The organism is Candidatus Saccharimonadia bacterium (assembly GCA_035544015.1).
Lineage (GTDB): Bacteria > Patescibacteriota > Saccharimonadia > UBA4664 > UBA4664 > UBA5169.
This window is the reverse complement of sequence record DATKIP010000076.1, coordinates 133114-149240: the sequence shown is the minus strand read 5'-3', so window position 1 is coordinate 149240 and position 16127 is coordinate 133114. Positions and strand designations below refer to the sequence as shown.

18 protein-coding genes and 1 tRNA gene are annotated in these 16127 nt (G+C 52.9%); 7 read left to right on the top strand and 12 right to left on the bottom strand.

The features are described 5' to 3' along the window. Nucleotides 1-105: 105 nt before the first annotated feature. From VMT30_04485 to VMT30_04470, 4 genes are read right to left on the bottom strand one after another with little or no spacing between them, the layout of a single operon-like run. On the bottom strand, nucleotides 106-3768 hold the full coding sequence (locus VMT30_04485; GenBank protein HVQ44193.1) for a carbohydrate binding domain-containing protein: 3663 nt from the start codon (nucleotides 3766-3768) through the stop codon (nucleotides 106-108). Continuing rightward, the gene (locus VMT30_04480; protein ID HVQ44192.1) at nucleotides 3765-4946 is read right to left on the bottom strand and encodes a glycosyltransferase family 4 protein; all 1182 of its coding nucleotides are present in this window, start codon (nucleotides 4944-4946) and stop codon (nucleotides 3765-3767) included. The genes VMT30_04485 and VMT30_04480 overlap by 4 nt, the downstream gene beginning before the upstream one ends. Before the next feature lies 1 nt (nucleotide 4947). Next, nucleotides 4948-5913: an NAD(P)-dependent oxidoreductase gene (locus VMT30_04475; GenBank protein HVQ44191.1), complete on the bottom strand. Its 966-nt coding sequence runs from the start codon at nucleotides 5911-5913 to the stop codon at nucleotides 4948-4950. Further along, on the bottom strand, nucleotides 5910-6752 hold the full coding sequence (locus tag VMT30_04470; protein ID HVQ44190.1) for a glycosyltransferase: 843 nt from the start codon (nucleotides 6750-6752) through the stop codon (nucleotides 5910-5912). The genes VMT30_04475 and VMT30_04470 overlap by 4 nt, the downstream gene beginning before the upstream one ends. A 235-nt stretch (nucleotides 6753-6987) precedes the next feature. Between VMT30_04470 and VMT30_04465 the strand changes: the two genes are divergently transcribed. Then, a complete protein-coding gene (locus VMT30_04465; protein ID HVQ44189.1) occupies nucleotides 6988-7293 on the top strand; it encodes a hypothetical protein in 306 nt (101 codons plus the stop codon). Here the strand turns inward: VMT30_04465 and VMT30_04460 are convergent. The 3 genes from VMT30_04460 to VMT30_04450 form a co-directional block, all read right to left on the bottom strand. Further along, nucleotides 7290-8396, bottom strand: a complete 1107-nt coding sequence (locus VMT30_04460) for a glycosyltransferase family 4 protein (GenBank protein HVQ44188.1) — start codon at nucleotides 8394-8396, stop codon at nucleotides 7290-7292. The genes VMT30_04465 and VMT30_04460 overlap by 4 nt on opposite strands. Next, nucleotides 8393-9364, bottom strand: coding sequence for a glycosyltransferase family 2 protein (locus VMT30_04455; GenBank protein ID HVQ44187.1), 972 nt, complete (start codon nucleotides 9362-9364; stop codon nucleotides 8393-8395). Before VMT30_04455 ends, VMT30_04460 begins: the two co-directional genes overlap by 4 nt. A gap of 178 nt (nucleotides 9365-9542) precedes the next feature. Continuing rightward, nucleotides 9543-10820: an oligosaccharide flippase family protein gene (locus VMT30_04450; GenBank protein ID HVQ44186.1), complete on the bottom strand. Its 1278-nt coding sequence runs from the start codon at nucleotides 10818-10820 to the stop codon at nucleotides 9543-9545. Between the two features lie 55 nt (nucleotides 10821-10875). Between VMT30_04450 and VMT30_04445 the strand changes: the two genes are divergently transcribed. From VMT30_04445 to VMT30_04425, 5 genes are all read left to right on the top strand, one after another. Continuing rightward, a tRNA-Glu gene (locus tag VMT30_04445) sits at nucleotides 10876-10950 on the top strand. A 100-nt stretch (nucleotides 10951-11050) separates the two neighbouring features. Next, entirely contained in the window at nucleotides 11051-11272 is a 222-nt protein-coding gene (locus tag VMT30_04440; protein ID HVQ44185.1) for a hypothetical protein, read from the top strand. Between the two features lie 105 nt (nucleotides 11273-11377). Beyond that, nucleotides 11378-11593: a hypothetical protein gene (locus VMT30_04435; GenBank protein ID HVQ44184.1), complete on the top strand. Its 216-nt coding sequence runs from the start codon at nucleotides 11378-11380 to the stop codon at nucleotides 11591-11593. 45 nt (nucleotides 11594-11638) lie between these two features. Next, the gene (locus VMT30_04430; GenBank protein ID HVQ44183.1) at nucleotides 11639-11824 is read left to right on the top strand and encodes a hypothetical protein; all 186 of its coding nucleotides are present in this window, start codon (nucleotides 11639-11641) and stop codon (nucleotides 11822-11824) included. Between the two features lie 195 nt (nucleotides 11825-12019). Continuing rightward, a complete protein-coding gene (locus VMT30_04425) occupies nucleotides 12020-12211 on the top strand; it encodes a hypothetical protein (protein HVQ44182.1) in 192 nt (63 codons plus the stop codon). Between the two features lie 681 nt (nucleotides 12212-12892). Here VMT30_04425 and VMT30_04420 read toward each other — a convergent pair. The 3 genes from VMT30_04420 to VMT30_04410 form a co-directional block, all read right to left on the bottom strand. Further along, nucleotides 12893-13102 carry a hypothetical protein gene (locus tag VMT30_04420; protein HVQ44181.1) on the bottom strand — a complete coding sequence of 70 codons (210 nt, stop codon included), beginning with the start codon at nucleotides 13100-13102 and terminating at the stop codon, nucleotides 12893-12895. A gap of 116 nt (nucleotides 13103-13218) precedes the next feature. Beyond that, the gene (locus tag VMT30_04415) at nucleotides 13219-14124 is read right to left on the bottom strand and encodes a HEAT repeat domain-containing protein (protein HVQ44180.1); all 906 of its coding nucleotides are present in this window, start codon (nucleotides 14122-14124) and stop codon (nucleotides 13219-13221) included. 200 nt (nucleotides 14125-14324) lie between these two features. Continuing rightward, entirely contained in the window at nucleotides 14325-14552 is a 228-nt protein-coding gene (locus VMT30_04410) for a helix-turn-helix transcriptional regulator (protein HVQ44179.1), read from the bottom strand. Between the two features lie 111 nt (nucleotides 14553-14663). Between VMT30_04410 and VMT30_04405 the strand changes: the two genes are divergently transcribed. Beyond that, nucleotides 14664-15101, top strand: a complete 438-nt coding sequence (locus tag VMT30_04405) for a JAB domain-containing protein (GenBank protein ID HVQ44178.1) — start codon at nucleotides 14664-14666, stop codon at nucleotides 15099-15101. A 150-nt stretch (nucleotides 15102-15251) separates the two neighbouring features. On the opposite strand, the gene VMT30_04400 is transcribed toward VMT30_04405, so the two are convergent. Both VMT30_04400 and VMT30_04395 read right to left on the bottom strand, forming a co-directional pair. Beyond that, nucleotides 15252-15851, bottom strand: a complete 600-nt coding sequence (locus VMT30_04400) for a hypothetical protein (GenBank protein HVQ44177.1) — start codon at nucleotides 15849-15851, stop codon at nucleotides 15252-15254. A 1-nt stretch (nucleotide 15852) separates the two neighbouring features. After that, entirely contained in the window at nucleotides 15853-16122 is a 270-nt protein-coding gene (locus tag VMT30_04395; protein ID HVQ44176.1) for a hypothetical protein, read from the bottom strand. Between the last annotated feature and the right edge of the window lie 5 nt (nucleotides 16123-16127).

Here is a 16127-nt window from a genome sequence, read left to right as displayed (position 1 = left end):
GTGCATTTTACACCGTACGGGGGCGCGGCGCCATCTGTAAAAATGCTAATGTCGGCCGATCTTGCTCGCCATCCGTGTGCAATGCGGCCGAAGACATTAGGGTAGCTAGCCTCTATCCTGCCCATGTCGTCGTCGGCGCCAGTCCCAAGCCAGGAATCCGATGCACGCCACGAGGGTGCCGCCGCTCACGATGAGCCCGATGTAGAACCATCGCTGCGGCGTAAATTCGGCTACCATCTCGAGATCGTATGAACCATCGGCATTTTGAGTGCAGAGCTTCTGCTGTCCGCAGAGTTTATCGACATCCACGTACCAGCCGTTTTCGAAATCATTGAGCTTGAAGTGATCCCCCGCAGCGACTGCATCGGGCTTGGCCCACGGCAGCCACGATCCCAGCCCCTTCACCTTGCCGTTGTTGATTTCGAGACGCCAATCCGGATGGTAAGCCTCGGCCATTGCGAGGTAGAACGGGGTGGTGGCAGCCCGTATTGAGATCGTTCTCGCTGTTTGACTTGGAGCCTTAAAGCTAATGTCTTTTGGTGGCTTCACTGTAATGTTCGCGTTTGTCAGGGCGAAATATTTGCCGGTGATATCAGGGGTCTTTATCACTCGAAGGTCGTCATAACGTACGACTGACTCTGCGCCATCATCTTCTGAATATGCGTATAAGGTAATGTTCGCAATTTTCGCGCCGGGAGGAATTACAAACGTCGACTGGTATTTCTTCCATATCGTTGAGGCGATGGATATACGCTCTGTGATTTTCGTCTTCTGAGGATCGTCTAAAATTACGGAATATCCGGCACTCTGCGTGCCGTTCGTGGTGTAGTCAAAAGTAATTTGGTAAGTCCCATTTGGCTCAATGGGGATATTATTGGCGCTGGTGCAGGCAATGTGCCGCGAAGCATGGAGCTCGAGGGATCGCCTACCATCGCTCGCTTTTGTACTTATATTCATCCCTATCTTGGGCTTGTCGTCATACGCGCCGCAATCGCCAACATTTTTTTCCCAAAGCCCATTTTCGAACGAACCATTCGGAACGATGTTCTCGTACGTATAGGCCTGATCTCGATACGCCGTCGGGCCACTCTGGAAGGGCTCGAATTGGTTCTGTCCAAAATCCAGAGAATCGAGCTTTTTTAGGCCAACGATTTTTACATTGTCGTAATTTGTTTCCGCGAGCTTACTCTGCTGCTCAGATGGTCTTGCCATGAGAGTAACGCCGAGATTGGTAGCCCCAGAGGGACGAGCCTGAATCGTGGCATACGTGCGCCACGCATCATCGGGCGCTCGCAGGTTATATTTTCCCAAGACTTCCTTTGTTTCCGAGTTGCTGATCTGGTACGCAGCGTAGGTACCATTGTGTATTTTGTAATCCATGGCTGTGAGATAAAAATCTGCTCGAATTGGTAAGGGCGCTGAGGCGGTACAGGCCATGTGTTTCTGTGCCGTCATATTTAGAGAGTATTTTCCATCGGAAGCCACCGAACTTTGTCTCACGGATATCGAGGGACTACCGTCGTAATTATTGCAATCTTGTACTTTGTCCTGCCATAAACCGCTTTCGAACGATCCGTTGATGACGTTATTGCCTGTCGTGGCAGAGTAGACTCCAATTTTTTCAACGTTAGACCCAAGATAATGCTCCTGGTTGTCGCTCGCGTTAAGTTTTGTAATTTTTCCGTCAATATCCAGATATATGTCGGGCTCTCGTGCAACATTTATCCGTTTTATAATTGAAAAACTAGCCGCGTTGGCTACTCCCCTGGTTGCACCTAGGTTTTTTCTGAGATCTCGCGACAAAATCTGTAGTTCATTCCCCGCCACGCGATATTCGTACTCGCTAAATCTGGCTGGCCGATAAATCGTTGACCCCCTCAGGTCCTCCTTGCTAGCAAGCTCGCGGTCCCGAGTTGGTTGCATGTCTTCGAAAGTGCCAAATAAGTCCGTTATCTTTCGAGCATAAGTCTTCTCTTCGCCACTCACAAAGTTGAAATCTTTCTCTCCTAGGGCCTGTTTCGCAAAGTTGAGCGATCCCTGGAGTGCTGGCATGCCCGGGATTGAATATAGATTGCTGAAGGTTGAGACATAGGGCTTAACATTCGTGTTTTGGTAGAGTGCGATGTCGTTGATGCCAGTATTAACCCGTTTTAAGAACGGCATTTTATCGAGCAAATCGGTGTAGTTGCTTCGGATATCGCCGTAATTAATGAAGAAATCATCGTCATTTTTAGTATCCCTTAACGGGACTACGACATATTTAATGACTCCGTCCGCTAGAAGCTCGGGTGCAAACGGATTCTGGAAAACCTCCATGGCCTGCTCCTCGGTGGTCAGGTAGCTACCATCCACGGTGCGTTTGATGAAATCGACCCACGAGGATTGCGCTATATCGATTGCCCCTACTTTCGGGTGCATGTCGGAGTCTAGCGCCCATCGCGAGTCCTTGGGGGCCCACAGCGTCCTGGAAAAAGACGATTCGTCCAACAATTTGTTGAGAGCCGTATAAGACTCTGGGATTGTACGACTTGCGAACGTGGTCTGGATCGTACCGCTTATGATGGGAGCTAAGTTTACTACCATAATGCTCGCGAGAGCTGCCGCAAAGCCTAGGGAGAGGTACTTATGGCCGATTTTCTTCAACGCAATATATGCGCCGGGGATGAGAACCGTATACGATAACGCGATTAGTAGGTAGAATTTGCTCGCCTCTCTATACGCACCGAAGCCGGGAAAGTGCGCGTAGAGCCATTGATACGCCTGCGGAAAGGGAGTGTCTACCTGTTTTGTTAGAAATATTCCCAGAATGCCAAGTGTGGCAAAGAAAATTATCGTTCTTCTGGATTTATTCAAGAATATCCCGAGAGTTGCGGCGACGGGAAGCAGCCAGAAATACAATGGGATGTGGTTAATAATAAATGGTATTGGTCGTCCACCGTTCCAGAAGGGGTGAAACAGGGTTAGGGCTTCATTAATGTCGTAAAACGCATTTCCGAATAACCCTCGCGACAGAATATCCGCGCCAATTGCACCGTTGATTTTGGTGAAAGCAAAAATCCAAAAGAAATTGAGCAGCCCGAATATGGCAAACGGAATAATTGAGCGCAGCGTATAGCTTATGATCTCGTTAATTTTTTTATGATCAATGATTTTTGCGACGCCCTGGCCGGCGGCGGCGAAGACGAGGATCCAGGCAATTATGTATGCGGCTCGGGGTTCATAGGCCGACGACGCCGAGAGCAGGAGGCCAGCCCAGATGCCATAACGAAGGCTCTCCTTCTCTAAGAACTCTAAATATGCGAGCAGCACCCACGGGGCAAGCGCATATGCGCCCGCGAGCGTTAGATGCCCGGTCAGTAGGATTAAAAAATAGGTATTACAGGAATATATGATGGCGCCCAGTATGGCTGCGATTCGGTTTTTAAAAATCTTCCATACCAGAAAAAAGGCCCCGAGCGGAGTGAGGAGCACTGCTGGCCAGAGGTGCACGAGCCTTTCGGCCAGGGCAAAATCGATCTGCAGGGCAGCTGACAAGAACCCATAAAATGCATAGGTGGGGGCCTGCCCAACGTCGACGAGAATGCGCCCAAACGAATAGTCTGACAGCCAAAGTGAAAAATAATGGATTCTCAGCGTATCGGCGCTTACGCGAGAGACATAGCTCCAATCCCCATGAGTCATTATCCCGAACCCAAGAAACCACACTCGATAAACCAGGATGTTCAGAAGTATGATGAAGCCGACCAGGTATAAATTCTTCTTATTCATCGCCTATTAGCTCGTGCCTTCTCAAGCAACTCAGACAATTCTATATACGAGCGATTTTTGTTAAATTCTCGGCTTATTTTTTCTCTTGCCGCTTGACCAATCGAGTTGAATTTTGCACGATTCGTCTTTCGTAAAGTGTCCAATGCAATTATCTTCTCGGCGAATTCTTTTGGTTCTGGACTGACGAGAAAACCCGTTTTCTCATTTTCGATCACTTCCCTAGGGCCCGATATATCCGAGGCTATAGCTATCTTGGATGCCAAGCCCGTTTCAACTGCTATCTTGTTTAGCGTCTCATATCGAGACGGGATGAGGGAGATATCGGCCCATTCGTATAATGTCCGCATATCTGCGACGGGGACATGTCCGAGATATTCTACGTTGGGATAGTTTCTTGCGAGCGATTCGGCTATGGATTCTAGATTTTCGTCGCCGCTCCCTGCTATCCGGAATCTGTATGCTTCGAATCGTTCATGCTTGCTGAGCGTTTGAATTATAGTTTCGAGCGTATCGACCCCTTTGGCCTCGCTAAGACGTCCGGCGAATAGAATATTGAGAGAATCAGTTTGATTGCGTCGCACCGAGCCCTCCGTAATATCGAATCCATGATGTATCACCACCGCGTTTTTGTATTTTAATTTTTTTTGAACAAAGGCCATATCTTCTTGATTATTACATTTGATGTAGGCAGATCCTTTTAGCAGGTACCGATAAATAAACCCGCCGTAGATCAAATTATGAAGCTTTGCGGACACAGAGGGGGCGTTCGTAAAGTAGACGGGGGTGTGTGCCCCGACCACCACCGGGGGTAGGTTCTTGTAGCCAATGAGTTTTAATATAGCCAGTTCGATGATCTCATTTTTTGTATATACGACGTCGTACTTTTGCAGTCTTTCCCGCAAATCCCGAAGGGAATCTGCCTGCAAATATTTGACTGCTCCTAACCTTATTTTGATGTCTTTAGCGCTCTCTCGATATATCGTCGAGGTTGAATGCTTCCTAAAGTAATACAACGTTAGCAGATGTTGAAGGGCCTCATTTAGCCGAGGTGTAGCCGTAATGATCGAGGCTTCGTCAACATACCGACCACGTATTAAATCCGGCGCGGTGGCAATGAGGTAATTCTCTAACCCTCCGCCGTATTCTAAAATTCCAAACGAGAAAAAAATTACCCGCATACTAGGCAAGATACCATTGAATGGTTTGATCGATGCCGCTATTGAGATCCGTATATTCTCCGCCGGTCATCCTCAGATGATTTGCTACGTCTAGGACTCGCCGCGCCGACCCGCCAGGCTTGCTCGTGTCCAGGTTTGCTTTGACTTTTTTTCCCTGAAGATCACCTATCCGGTTTGCCAACTCAAGTACCGAAATCGCTTCGGGGGACCCGATATTTAAATAATCGTCAAATTCATTTTCGACCATTCCCAAGATGCCTTTTGCGGCATCAGTGACGTATACGAAGCTCCTGACTTGACTGCCGTCACCCCAAATTTCGACGTCTTGATCGTCGGCTATTTTTTTAATCATGCTGGGGATCACGCGATTCATCGCAGAGCCAAAATGATCTCGGGGGCCATAAATATTTGCGGGACGGGGATGATAGATTTTTATGCCGTATTGAGATCGGAAGGCCTCTCCCATGATCTCTGAAAACCTCTTGGATAAGACATAGCCATTATCGGTATAGTCCCAATTTTTTCTATAGTCATCACTTTCGCGAATAGGATTACTAACTTGTCCCGGGTACACCTCCGCCGAACTTAAGAGGACCACGTCACTGATGGAGTTTTCGACCGCGGCGTTTAAAAGATTGGAGACGATTCTTAAATTGGAATCGAGTATCTTGGCGGCATTTTTTCGCTTAAATTCTGCGTTTCCATCGAGGGCGGCACAATTAATTAAAACGTCAGCATTTTGGGTGACTAAATTAACCCCGTGCGAATCAAGCAAATCTATCTTTTGGAAAGTAAGATTCGATACGTCTAGCCCGCGTTTGTGGAAAAATTTCGTATCCCCCCCGCGGTAGAGACAGATTACTTTTGCGTCTTGCCGCAGGAGCTCCTCTATGACATGGGCACCCACGAATCCTAAGCCGCCGGCAACTAAAACAGTTTTATTCTTCCAAAATTGCGTAGCTTTCATGCATTCCCCTTTAGTACCGAGTAAAGTATCCCGACAAACCCTGCTGAATATTCGGCCAGTCTCATAACCATAAAGGCTGCGGCGTCGACGGGACGACGGGCGAACAGCTTCCAATTTCTCAAATATGCCATTCGTATGGGAAAGTAGCTTTTTACACCGGCGGCCGGCCGTTTGGAAATGTACCGAGCTGAATCCCGCCCGTACATAAATCTCTTTCGCATAAGTTTTCGGAGGCTCAAGTGCCCCTCATTGTGCATGACTAGCGATTTGATTCTGGAGACAGTGTAGCCGTGATCTCTCAACTTCTGGTATAAATCCCAGTCGTCTCCTCCCCCTCCCAGGCTCGTATCGAGGCCTCCCAGTTGCACCCATACGCTGCGCTTTAGAAAACGAGGCGCCTCGACCGAGTCGTCGCCCCAGTAGCATCTTCTTTCTAGGTTTTTGGCTTGGGCCCATACCCCAATGCCGAATGAGTCTTCTGGAATTATTACAGCATCACTGCCGGATTCAGTGCAAAGCTCTACGGCGTCACGGATAACATTCTTTGTTAATTCCATATCCGCGTCTACATAATAGACTAACTCGCCGCCAGCGTTTTCGACTCCATAGTTTCTGCGGAAGGGGGCGTCAAAAAATCCTTTTTTGACTTTGGGATCATATTGTAAAACTTTAGCGCCCATTTTATTGCAGAGCTCAATGGTTCCGTCTGTGGATTGACCATCAACGACGATCGTCTCGACGTTTTTATAGGACTGCTCTTTCACGGACGCCAGACAGGCCTTGAGGAAACGGATGCTGTTTTTTGTTGGGATAACAACAGATACAAGGGGGGTGCTCATGGGTACGTATGTTACCAGAGTCATACTGCGAGGTCTTTTGTGCAAAATTACAGGGCGGGGTGGTCGGGAATGTAGGGAGATGGGTTGGGAGGGAGAATTTCAAGACTTGATGCGGGATGCAGTGTGGGCGGTATGATAGGAATCCGGTAGTTTACCGCTGGGCTTGAATCTTCGGAATATGTTCGGTATGATGCCGGCGTGTGAGGATAAAATGACTGAATAATGGACGAGATTGATGGCACTGACGACTGAAGATTTTCGCTTGATGCGAGTAGTGATGGACGAGGCGATTGCGCATCATCCGCGGTTCGATGATATCGATCGGCGGCTTGATTTGGTGGACCGACGATTTGATGAAGTGGAGCGCAAATTTGAGCAGGTAGACCGGCGGTTTGACGCAGCGGAAGCACAGTTGGACGCGCTGTTAGCCCGCACGGTGAGCCAGCTTTCTACCGTGATTCGTGATGGGCATACCATTATCGGCTCGATGTACACCGAGCTGGAGCGGCGGGTGGAGAACCTTGAGCGGACGGGGGCTTAACTGAGCTTCAGCGCGGCGGCGAAGTCGGCGTAGGCGCGATCGAAGGTGAGGGTGCTGGCCCAGGTGTAGGCGGCGGTGCGGAGTTGCTCGTAGCGGGCGGGGTCTTGGAGCAGGCTGGCGGTGGCGGTGGCGAGGGCCTGAGGGCTCGGGGCGGTGACGAGGCCAGTGCGGCCGTGGCGCACGCTGTCGCGCAGGCCGTCGACGTCGTAGACGACGGCCGGGGTGCCCTGGGTGGCAGCTTCGGTGACCACGAGGCCCCAGCCTTCTTTGACGCTCGTGACGAGGAGCAGATGGGATTTTTGCATGAGCTGGGCTTTGCGCGCGGGGGTGACACGGCCGAGGACGGTGATGTCGTGGTGGTGGGGGCTGGCGGCGATGGCCGCCTGGACGCGCGCGCCGTAGGGGCCGCTGAGGTCGCCGGCTACGATGAATTTGAGGCGGGGCAGCTGGGCCTTGGCGAGCTCGAAAGCGGCGATTTGGTGGAGCGTGCGCTTCATGGAGCGCATGGCGCCGAGCGACAGCAGCGTGGGGTCGGGGTATTTGGCGATGGCCCGCAGCTCTGGCACGGGAGTGAGCTGCGTGGCCTCGGCGATGACGCGGATGGACCGCGCGGTGAAGCCGTGCCGCACAAGGTCGAGCTTGGTGGAGGCGGAAACGGCGATGACGGCTGATTTTGGCTTGAGGAGGCGTAAATAGAGTGGTTCGAGCAGGTAGCCAAGTGTGCTGAGCGGCTGCGGGAATTCGTAGAACCAAATTTCGCGACAGAGCATGTGAAAGAACAAAACGGTGCGGACGCCGGTGTAGCGGCCGGCAAAAAACGGCATGGTGTTGCACTCATCGATGACGAGATCGGGGCGCAGCTGCGCGCGGTGGGCACGGAAATAACGCGCGGCGGCGAGGTAAACGGTGAAGCGGCTGCCGACGCGCACGACGCTAAAGCCGCGGCGCACGGCGGTGGCGGACGCTCCGGGATAGCCGGCGGTGATGAAGGTGACGGTATGACCGGCGGCGGCGAGGCGAGCGGCCAGCTCCTCGTTTACTACCTCGGCTCCCCCAGCCTGGGGGTTGTCGAGGTCTTTCCAGTTGAACCAGACGATATTCACTCGGCAGCTTTCCCGGCGTGAAGGTGGTTTTCGGGCCGGGCTACGTAGAGCGGACGGTTCATGACTTCAGTGTGAATATTGGCAATATACATAGCGATGAGGCCGAGGCAAATCAGGATGATGCCCACCAGAAACAGCAGGATCACGGCCAGAATGGCGGGGCCAGAGAAGCTCAGCCCCCACGGATCGCGCAGGAGGTACTTCTCGACGAAAATGAAGATGCCAAGTGGGCCGGAGATGAGGGTGATGAGGAGACCGAGGTAGCCGGCAAGGCGCAAAGGGAAAAAGCTCATGGAGACGACACTGGTGACGGCGAGCCCGAAGAGCTTTTGGTACGAATAGGCGGCGATGCCGGCATGGCGCTTAGCGGGAACGAACTCTACGTAGGCACGTCGAAACCCGAGCCAATCGACGAGGCCACGAGTGAGGCGACCCCGCTCGGTGAAGCGGTTGAACTCGTCGATGACGATACGGTCGAGCAAGCGGTAATCGGAGGCGCCGGCCCGGATTTCGACGCCGGAGATGGCGTTGATGAGGCGATAAAACAGGCTGCTGCCGGCGCGCTTGAGCACGGGCGCGTGGTCGTGACCCCGGCGCCGAACGCCGATGGCGACCTCGGCACCGGCGCGCCAGGCGGCGATGAGCTCGGGGATGAGCGCCGGCGGATGCTGGAGATCGGCGTCGATGGTGATGCCGGCCTGACCGCGGGCGGCGTGCAGGCCGGCACTCACGGCGATTTCTTTGCCGAAGTTGCGTACCAGCTCGATGGTGCGGACGCGCGGGTCGCCCAGGCAGAGCTGGCGGAGCACGGGGAGGGTGGTGTCGGTGGAGCCGTCGTCGACGAAGATAAACTCAAACTGGTCAGCCAGCGGTTTGGTAGCGGTATCGAGCGCAGTGTGCAGCGCCCCTAGGTTGGCGACTTCGTTGTGGCACGGGATAATGATGGAGATGAGGGTAGATTTGGTCATGTGCCTGAGTATTATTGCATATTCGGAATTTGTTCGGTATGATGTTTTTAGGTTTCCCGTGGCATATTTTACCGATAGAGGGCTCCTATATGTTTGTGCTATCCCCCAATTTGATTCCCCTAAAATATTAAAAAATCCTTAAACTTTCTAAGGAATGACGCGTTTCGGGAGAATTCGACTATCCTCGATGCGGCCAGAGGCGGCGGCGGACGGTGTCGAGCAGGCGCAGGCCGAGCATGAGGACCGAGCCGATCAGCAGCGCACGCACGACCGCGGCAGGGGTGCCGTGGTGGAGCGCGACGGCTCCAAAGGTGAGGGCGGCGCCGGCCACGGCGATGACGGCACTGGAGTACCGGCGCAGCGCCAGGTCGTAGGTGAGCAGCAGGTTGATGAACGCAATCACGAAAAGTGCGAGGCTAAGTTCTGGGAGCAGCGAGGACAGCTCCAGATACCGCGGCCCCAGCAGCAGGCGGGTGAAGAAGCTGGGGAACAGCGCGAAGGCCGTGAGCGCGGCGCCACCGAGGACTGTCTGCAAGACCACCGAGCGCCACAACAGTCCGCGCGTGGCGGCCGCTGGCTCGCCGAGTTTGACCGTCGAAAGCAATACGCCCGCTACTGAGCCCGTGAGAAAGTAAATGATGCGAGCGATGGTGGCGATACCGGCGTAGGCGCCGGCGATTTCGGCCGAGAAGTAGTGCTTGACCACGAGGATGTCGAAGCTAAATTGAACCGTCGTCACGAGCGATATGATGAGCACGAGGCCGGCATACGCCAGCTGCGGCCGGATGACTGCGAGATCGGGCCAGCGCCAGCGGCCGGCTAAGGGGTGCAGGCCGAGGCGACGGGCGTAGCGGGCGGTGTAGATGAGCGCGATGAGCTGGGCCGCCACCAGGCCGCCGATAGCACCGGCGGTACCGAAGCCCCCGAGGACAAAGGCGACCGAGGCGAGCAATTTGGCGGCGGCGGAGAGAATGTTGCTCATGGAGAGTCGGCCGAAGGCATTGACACCGCGCAAGTAGGCCTGGCGCAGTGACAGCGGCACACTTATGAAGAGCGAGATGCCAAGAATAATGAATGGCAGCGGATCATTGAAATGTAGGTACCGCTGGATGGCCGGCAGGGCGAGCAGCCCGGCGACGAGGCCGATCAGAACTACCAGGCCGGCCAACCGCTCCAGCTCGCCGACGGTGCGGCTGCGGCGGGCGGCGTCTGGCTCGTTGGCCACCACGTTGACGGCTACGTTGCCGACCACCCCGAGGAAAATGGTGGCCTGCAAAAACAACGACACCACAGCCTGAATTTCGCCAAAGCTCGTGGCCGGCAGCAGGCGACCCAGGATGGGGTAATACAGGTAATTGAGCACGCTCACCACGAGCGACCCGGAGAAGAAGATGGCATTGTGCCGCAGGAACTGACTGCCGCGAGCACGAGCAAGGATGGGAGAAAGCGTCGTCATGTCTATACTAGAGGGTACACAATATGGTAGTATTTACCAGTTCAAAAAATGATATGGTCCCATCGTCTAACGGTTAGGACACCAGGTTTTCATCCTGGCAACCGGGGTTCGATTCCCCGTGGGACTACCATAGAGTCTTTATTCATATTTGCGAGCGCAAAGATGCCATTCACTCCTGGAAACAGGGGTGTTTTTGGTGTTCCACATTTTATTTCATCGACAGTTGGGATTTGGTCGAAAATGACGCCGAAAAGCTGGGCTTTTTTGATCGGGTCTATCTGTTGGAGGATCAATTTATCGAGGTGTTCCACGAAATATCGGACCCTTCCCAAGACTTTGCTAATTTCGTGCGGTTTCTCGGCTTCTTTCTTGGCCTTCTCGTCGGTAAGGGCTTCGATTTGCTGTTCTATTCTCACGAGGTCTTCCTCCATAAATTTAAGGGCGGTTGGTGAGTTCAATACGCGAATCTTGTCCATGGTGGCGACAGCATCTTTTCTTAGCTCTGCAATGCGCTCCTCGATGCCCTCCAGCTCTTGGAGCTGGCTTTGGTTGCGCAGATGCCACTCAGCAGAGACGGCATTCATGACGGCATCGAGGTGATCGCTAGAGACGGTAAGGTTGCCGATAAACTCGGCGACTCGATCCTCCAGCTCCTGCTTAGGTATACGGTAGTAGTGCCCACGATGTGCGCAATGGTAGGCGGGATAGTACTTCCCGGATTTGCCACGGGAAGCACTGCCGACGAGTGGCTTACGGCAATCGGGGCAAAGTAGATAACGGAAAGCAAAGTCAGGATAACGCTTACCCTTGTTAATCAGATGCTCGGGTGGTCGTTTGGTACTAATGGCTATTTCGCCATTGGCGCTCTCAACGATTACCTTCTTGCCTTTGTTGGCGCGATTGAAGAGATCGACGGAGATGAGGCCTTGGAAGGCGCACTTAATGGGCTTGTCCCCTGTCCACTTCTCGGCGTTGATGCCGGCGTAGATGGGGTTGCGAAGTAACTTGTGCATTGCCTTCACCGTTAGCGGGTTGCCCCCGCTTTTGGCAATGACCTTAGTCCTATCATTTTGGTCGCGAATATACTTCACTCTGGTTCTGAAGCCAAGTTCGTTGAGCTTGTCTACGATTTCTTCGTCATGGAGGGTGCCCTTAGCGCTTAGCTCAAACATCTGGAGGATGTACTTGGATTCGGTGGGATGAGCCTTGAGCACACATCGTTTGCCATGCTTGGTTTCGGCTTTTTCGCTGATGAGGCCGTACGGTGCACGGCGCATCCAGTAGCCCATTTGGGTGTAGCGGATTTCGGCGCCGATGATGCGGCTCATGATGTCGCGGAGTTCATCTTTGGCGCGTTCGGCTTCGAGGATTTCCGATTTTTTGCTGGGTGAGTATTTGCTCCATTTGTATTCGAAGCCGAGGTGATCGAGGGTGTTAATTTCTTGGCCGCTAATGACACCGTAGATGTCCACGAGTTTGACCCGGCAATGGTCGAGCTGGGCGGTTAGCTCGCCATAGGCATGTGAGCCACCGCGCGTGAAGCGATCGATGGATTTGATGATAAAGAGCTGGATGTCGTTCCTGGGATTCTTACAGTAGTCGATGGCCGGCTGGACTGGCTGCTGGTCTTTGGAAGCAGATTCCAGAAATACGAAGTATTGTTTGATTGTGATGCCTTGGGTGGCGGCATAGCGTTCGATTTGTTCTTTTTGAGCTTCGGGCGAATCGCCGTCTCGGCCTTGTTTCTCGGTGGATACTCGGATTGCGGCTACGGCATTCTTGTTGGCTAATGACGGCATATTCCCCTCCCCTATTGCTTCTCTTGGGCTTCTTTAGCCATGGCCGCGTCAATGGCTTCTCGAGTTTCCTTATCAGCGATGGCGTCGACGATAATGTTGGCTAGGAGAGTGATGCGATCGTCTGTCGTCATGCTGAAGATTTCAGGGGACTTCTCTTTGTTCTTTGCGCCTTTAACTCTGCCCATTTCTACCCTCGCTTACCGTAATTTGCCATCAAAACAAGTTTCAGCGAACATTCGCGAAATGTAGCAATTCGGCTAAGTTATGGCTTTTTCAGAATTTGGGTTTAGAGGGATTGCCCGGCCGGGTGCGGTTAGCCAGGTCCTTTTCGACGAGCTTTTTAAGCTTGTCATTCCCGTCTTTAGCGAGCGCTTGCAGTACAAATTCCGTCAGACTTAGCCCGCGACTATAGGCAATGGCCTTGGCCTCGTTGAGTATTTCAGGAGCCGCGTTGATTTGGAATCTTGGTCGCACTGGTGTCATGACTTTATTGTACTATGAGTACTGCAATTTGGGCTTGTGTTTTGTGCTTAGCCGAACTGTTAACGTACTCATGTTCTTGGTATTTATTGTAGTATTAGTAGTACATTAATGCAAGCTTAGTACAGTTGGTCTTCGAGCAATGTTCTGTCCCGAATCTCCATATCGGGATGGCAGCGAGCCAGTGCCCAGCTCATGACTGGCTGGTCTGTCCTCCACCACTCGGCAACGCTCGTTAGCGCGGGATAAAAGATCGGATCGCCATATATGCCGGCGGCTTCGATCTCCCAAGTCCAAATCGTTTTGCCCTGCTGGTCTTGGCGTTCCAGCCAGTGCTTTAAGGGTAGCACTCCGCGGCGATCGCCTCGCCTAGCCAAGCCGCGAAAGGCTTCGGCGCGGGTTTCAAAATGACGGTCGCGAGTTCGGTCGAGCAACGCTTGGCGGATGGCGTCACTATTGTTAGCTTCGATGTCCAACTGTGTCCCGACGGCAAAAGTGGCCCAATTGCGCACGTCTGGGTCGGGATCGCGCATGAGCTCAAATAGCCGATCTAGGGCATATTTTGGCGCCCGCTCATGAATACCCGACACGATTGAACCTGTGGCGGCATACCGAACGTCTTCGTGTGGATGGCGGGACAGTTTGACGAGCGGCCGGACGGCTTCACGAAGATACGGCTTGCCGAGGGCGTAACCGATTTGCGTGAGGATAGCTGGGTGTCGTTCGCGGGCGGCCCTGGCCGCCAAGACTGCGATCATATGGCGGGCTTCGGCGCGCTGATGCCGCTCGGTGGGGTTGAAGATTTTACCCAGCAAAACAACGGCAAAGAAGCGCTCGGATGGTGCCGAAGTATCCAGGAGCGAGTAGGCTAAGGCAAGCGCTGCTTCCCTATCCTGCTTAATTTTTTCGAGTAAATTCCAAAATGAGGTTGTTAGCCCGGGATGTTCTGGCGTGTCGCCGGACATGCGTTGAGCAAGGAATTGTCGGGCTTTTTGGACTCGGTGATTGAAATATCGTGTTGACATGTTATATCCTTCAGCAGCTCATGGCTGCTAATTATTTACAGCAGAAATATGCTGAAGGATTAGCCATTACGGCCGGGCAGTCACTGGATGTGAGAGGGCATGATACTCATGACGATTCCTAATGTATTGTTGCTATTATCCCCTATGGAGCGCCGGCAGGGAAGTGTTCCCAAATGGCCGCTTGGCACGTTGCTTGTCGGCTACAGCCCCTTAAAGAGTTCTTCGAGGCGTACGCCTAATGCAGCGCTAATCCGGTGCAGGGTTACCAGTCGCGGCCAGCGTTTGCCTGTTTCGATGTAGCCGATGGATACGAGGCTTATACTTAGCTTTTCTGCTAACTGCTGCTGGGTTAGCCCGCGGCTTTTCCGTACATCAGCTAGTCTGCGGCCAAAGGCCATAAGTTGCTTGGATTCTTGTGTGTTACTCATGCCTGTAGCGTAGGAAATATAAACAGATCGTTATATAAACGACTTGTTTATATTTGGGATTGCATATACATTCAAAACAATGCCGTATAAACAGTTTGTTTATAAAATGCTATGCTGAAAACCGCCGATGGGATTCCCTGTCCGTTCTGTCAAACTATACCTCATGAGCAAAGTGCCAGGCCGATGCACGCTGCCCAGGATGTACTTCCGTACTTGGATTATTTTCGAGACAAGAAGCAGGAGTACTTCGTATGCCTTTCGTTGGACAGTGCGATGCGCCTTATTGCCCGGCGCGTTGTTACGATAGGGCTACTTGATGTGGCCCTCACGCACCCCCGTGAAGTATTTGCCGGTCCAATTATTGACCGGGCGGCATCTATAATCGTGGCCCATAATCACCCTTCTGGCGAGTGCAGCCCGAGCCAGCCAGACATATCGGCCACCCAGCAGCTCGTAGCGGCGGGTCTCTTGCTTGGCATGCCCGTGCGGGATCATATTATTGTGACGGCGAAAGGGTGCTACAGCTTTCGGCACAACCATTTGATCTAGATAGGGCTCTGATGCCGTCACAATAGAAAACGGGCTTCAGCCCGTTTTCTATTGATAGTGTTTGCACCTCGCTTCGTACCTGCAAGTACTCAAAAAGGTCTCCACGCTCACAACTATCTGGTTTGGTTTTACCATTAGCGGCATCTGGAATCAACCCGGTGGGTTGGCCGACTTGGTCTTTTTAGGCGGAGTGACCAACTCCATTTGGAGGCCAGCCGACCGCAGGTCGCGCTCGATCCGGTCTTCAATAGCTTGGAGCTCCTCGGCCGTGTGCTTACGGAAGGGGGCGCGGGGCTTCTTTCGTTCCTCGTTGCGGAAGGTATCCCAGTTGTGGGCTGCCTGAACGATAGCGGATAGGAACAGGTCCAGAATTTTACCGAGATGCTCGGCGTCGTAGAAGACGAACGCTCTGTTTGGGATATTCCCGTACAGATTTTTGTGTTCGGCGGCATATGCCTTGTATGCGGCATCAATCGCTCTTGGGTCGATTAGCTTTTGCGAGACGAGCGTTGCGGGAGTCACGTCTGTGGATGGTTGATGAGGGTGTCCTTCGGCCGGGTAGGCTAGGTCTGTGATGCGGATGAAGAAATCCCAGCCCTCGTCTTCGGTCCAACTCCATTTGCCGAGGATTATTTGGAGCGTATTGCCGTTGCGGCTATATTTGTGACGGCCTTGCCGGGCAAAGCCGGCCTGCTTTAGTGGCTCGTCGTGCTGCTTGAAGATTTGGTAGAATTCGGGAGCTTTTATCATGCTAGGGCTGGTGGACCACCAGGTAGAGCTCGTAGATGGATACGATTAGCAGCAATATGCTGGCCAGCTTATAAAGCCAAGCTTTTGAGCGTTCCTTATTACCGGTATGCCAACTCAATATTAAGCATCGGCTGGCGCAACCGAGCGCGACAATGAACGCCCAGCCGAACACAGCAAATGCTACGACCGCAGCTATCCAGCCTATGATCAGGAACCGAACCAGCTCCTTCTGTGCCTTCTCTTCGGGGACATGCGCCAATGGGTTTTGCATTCAGA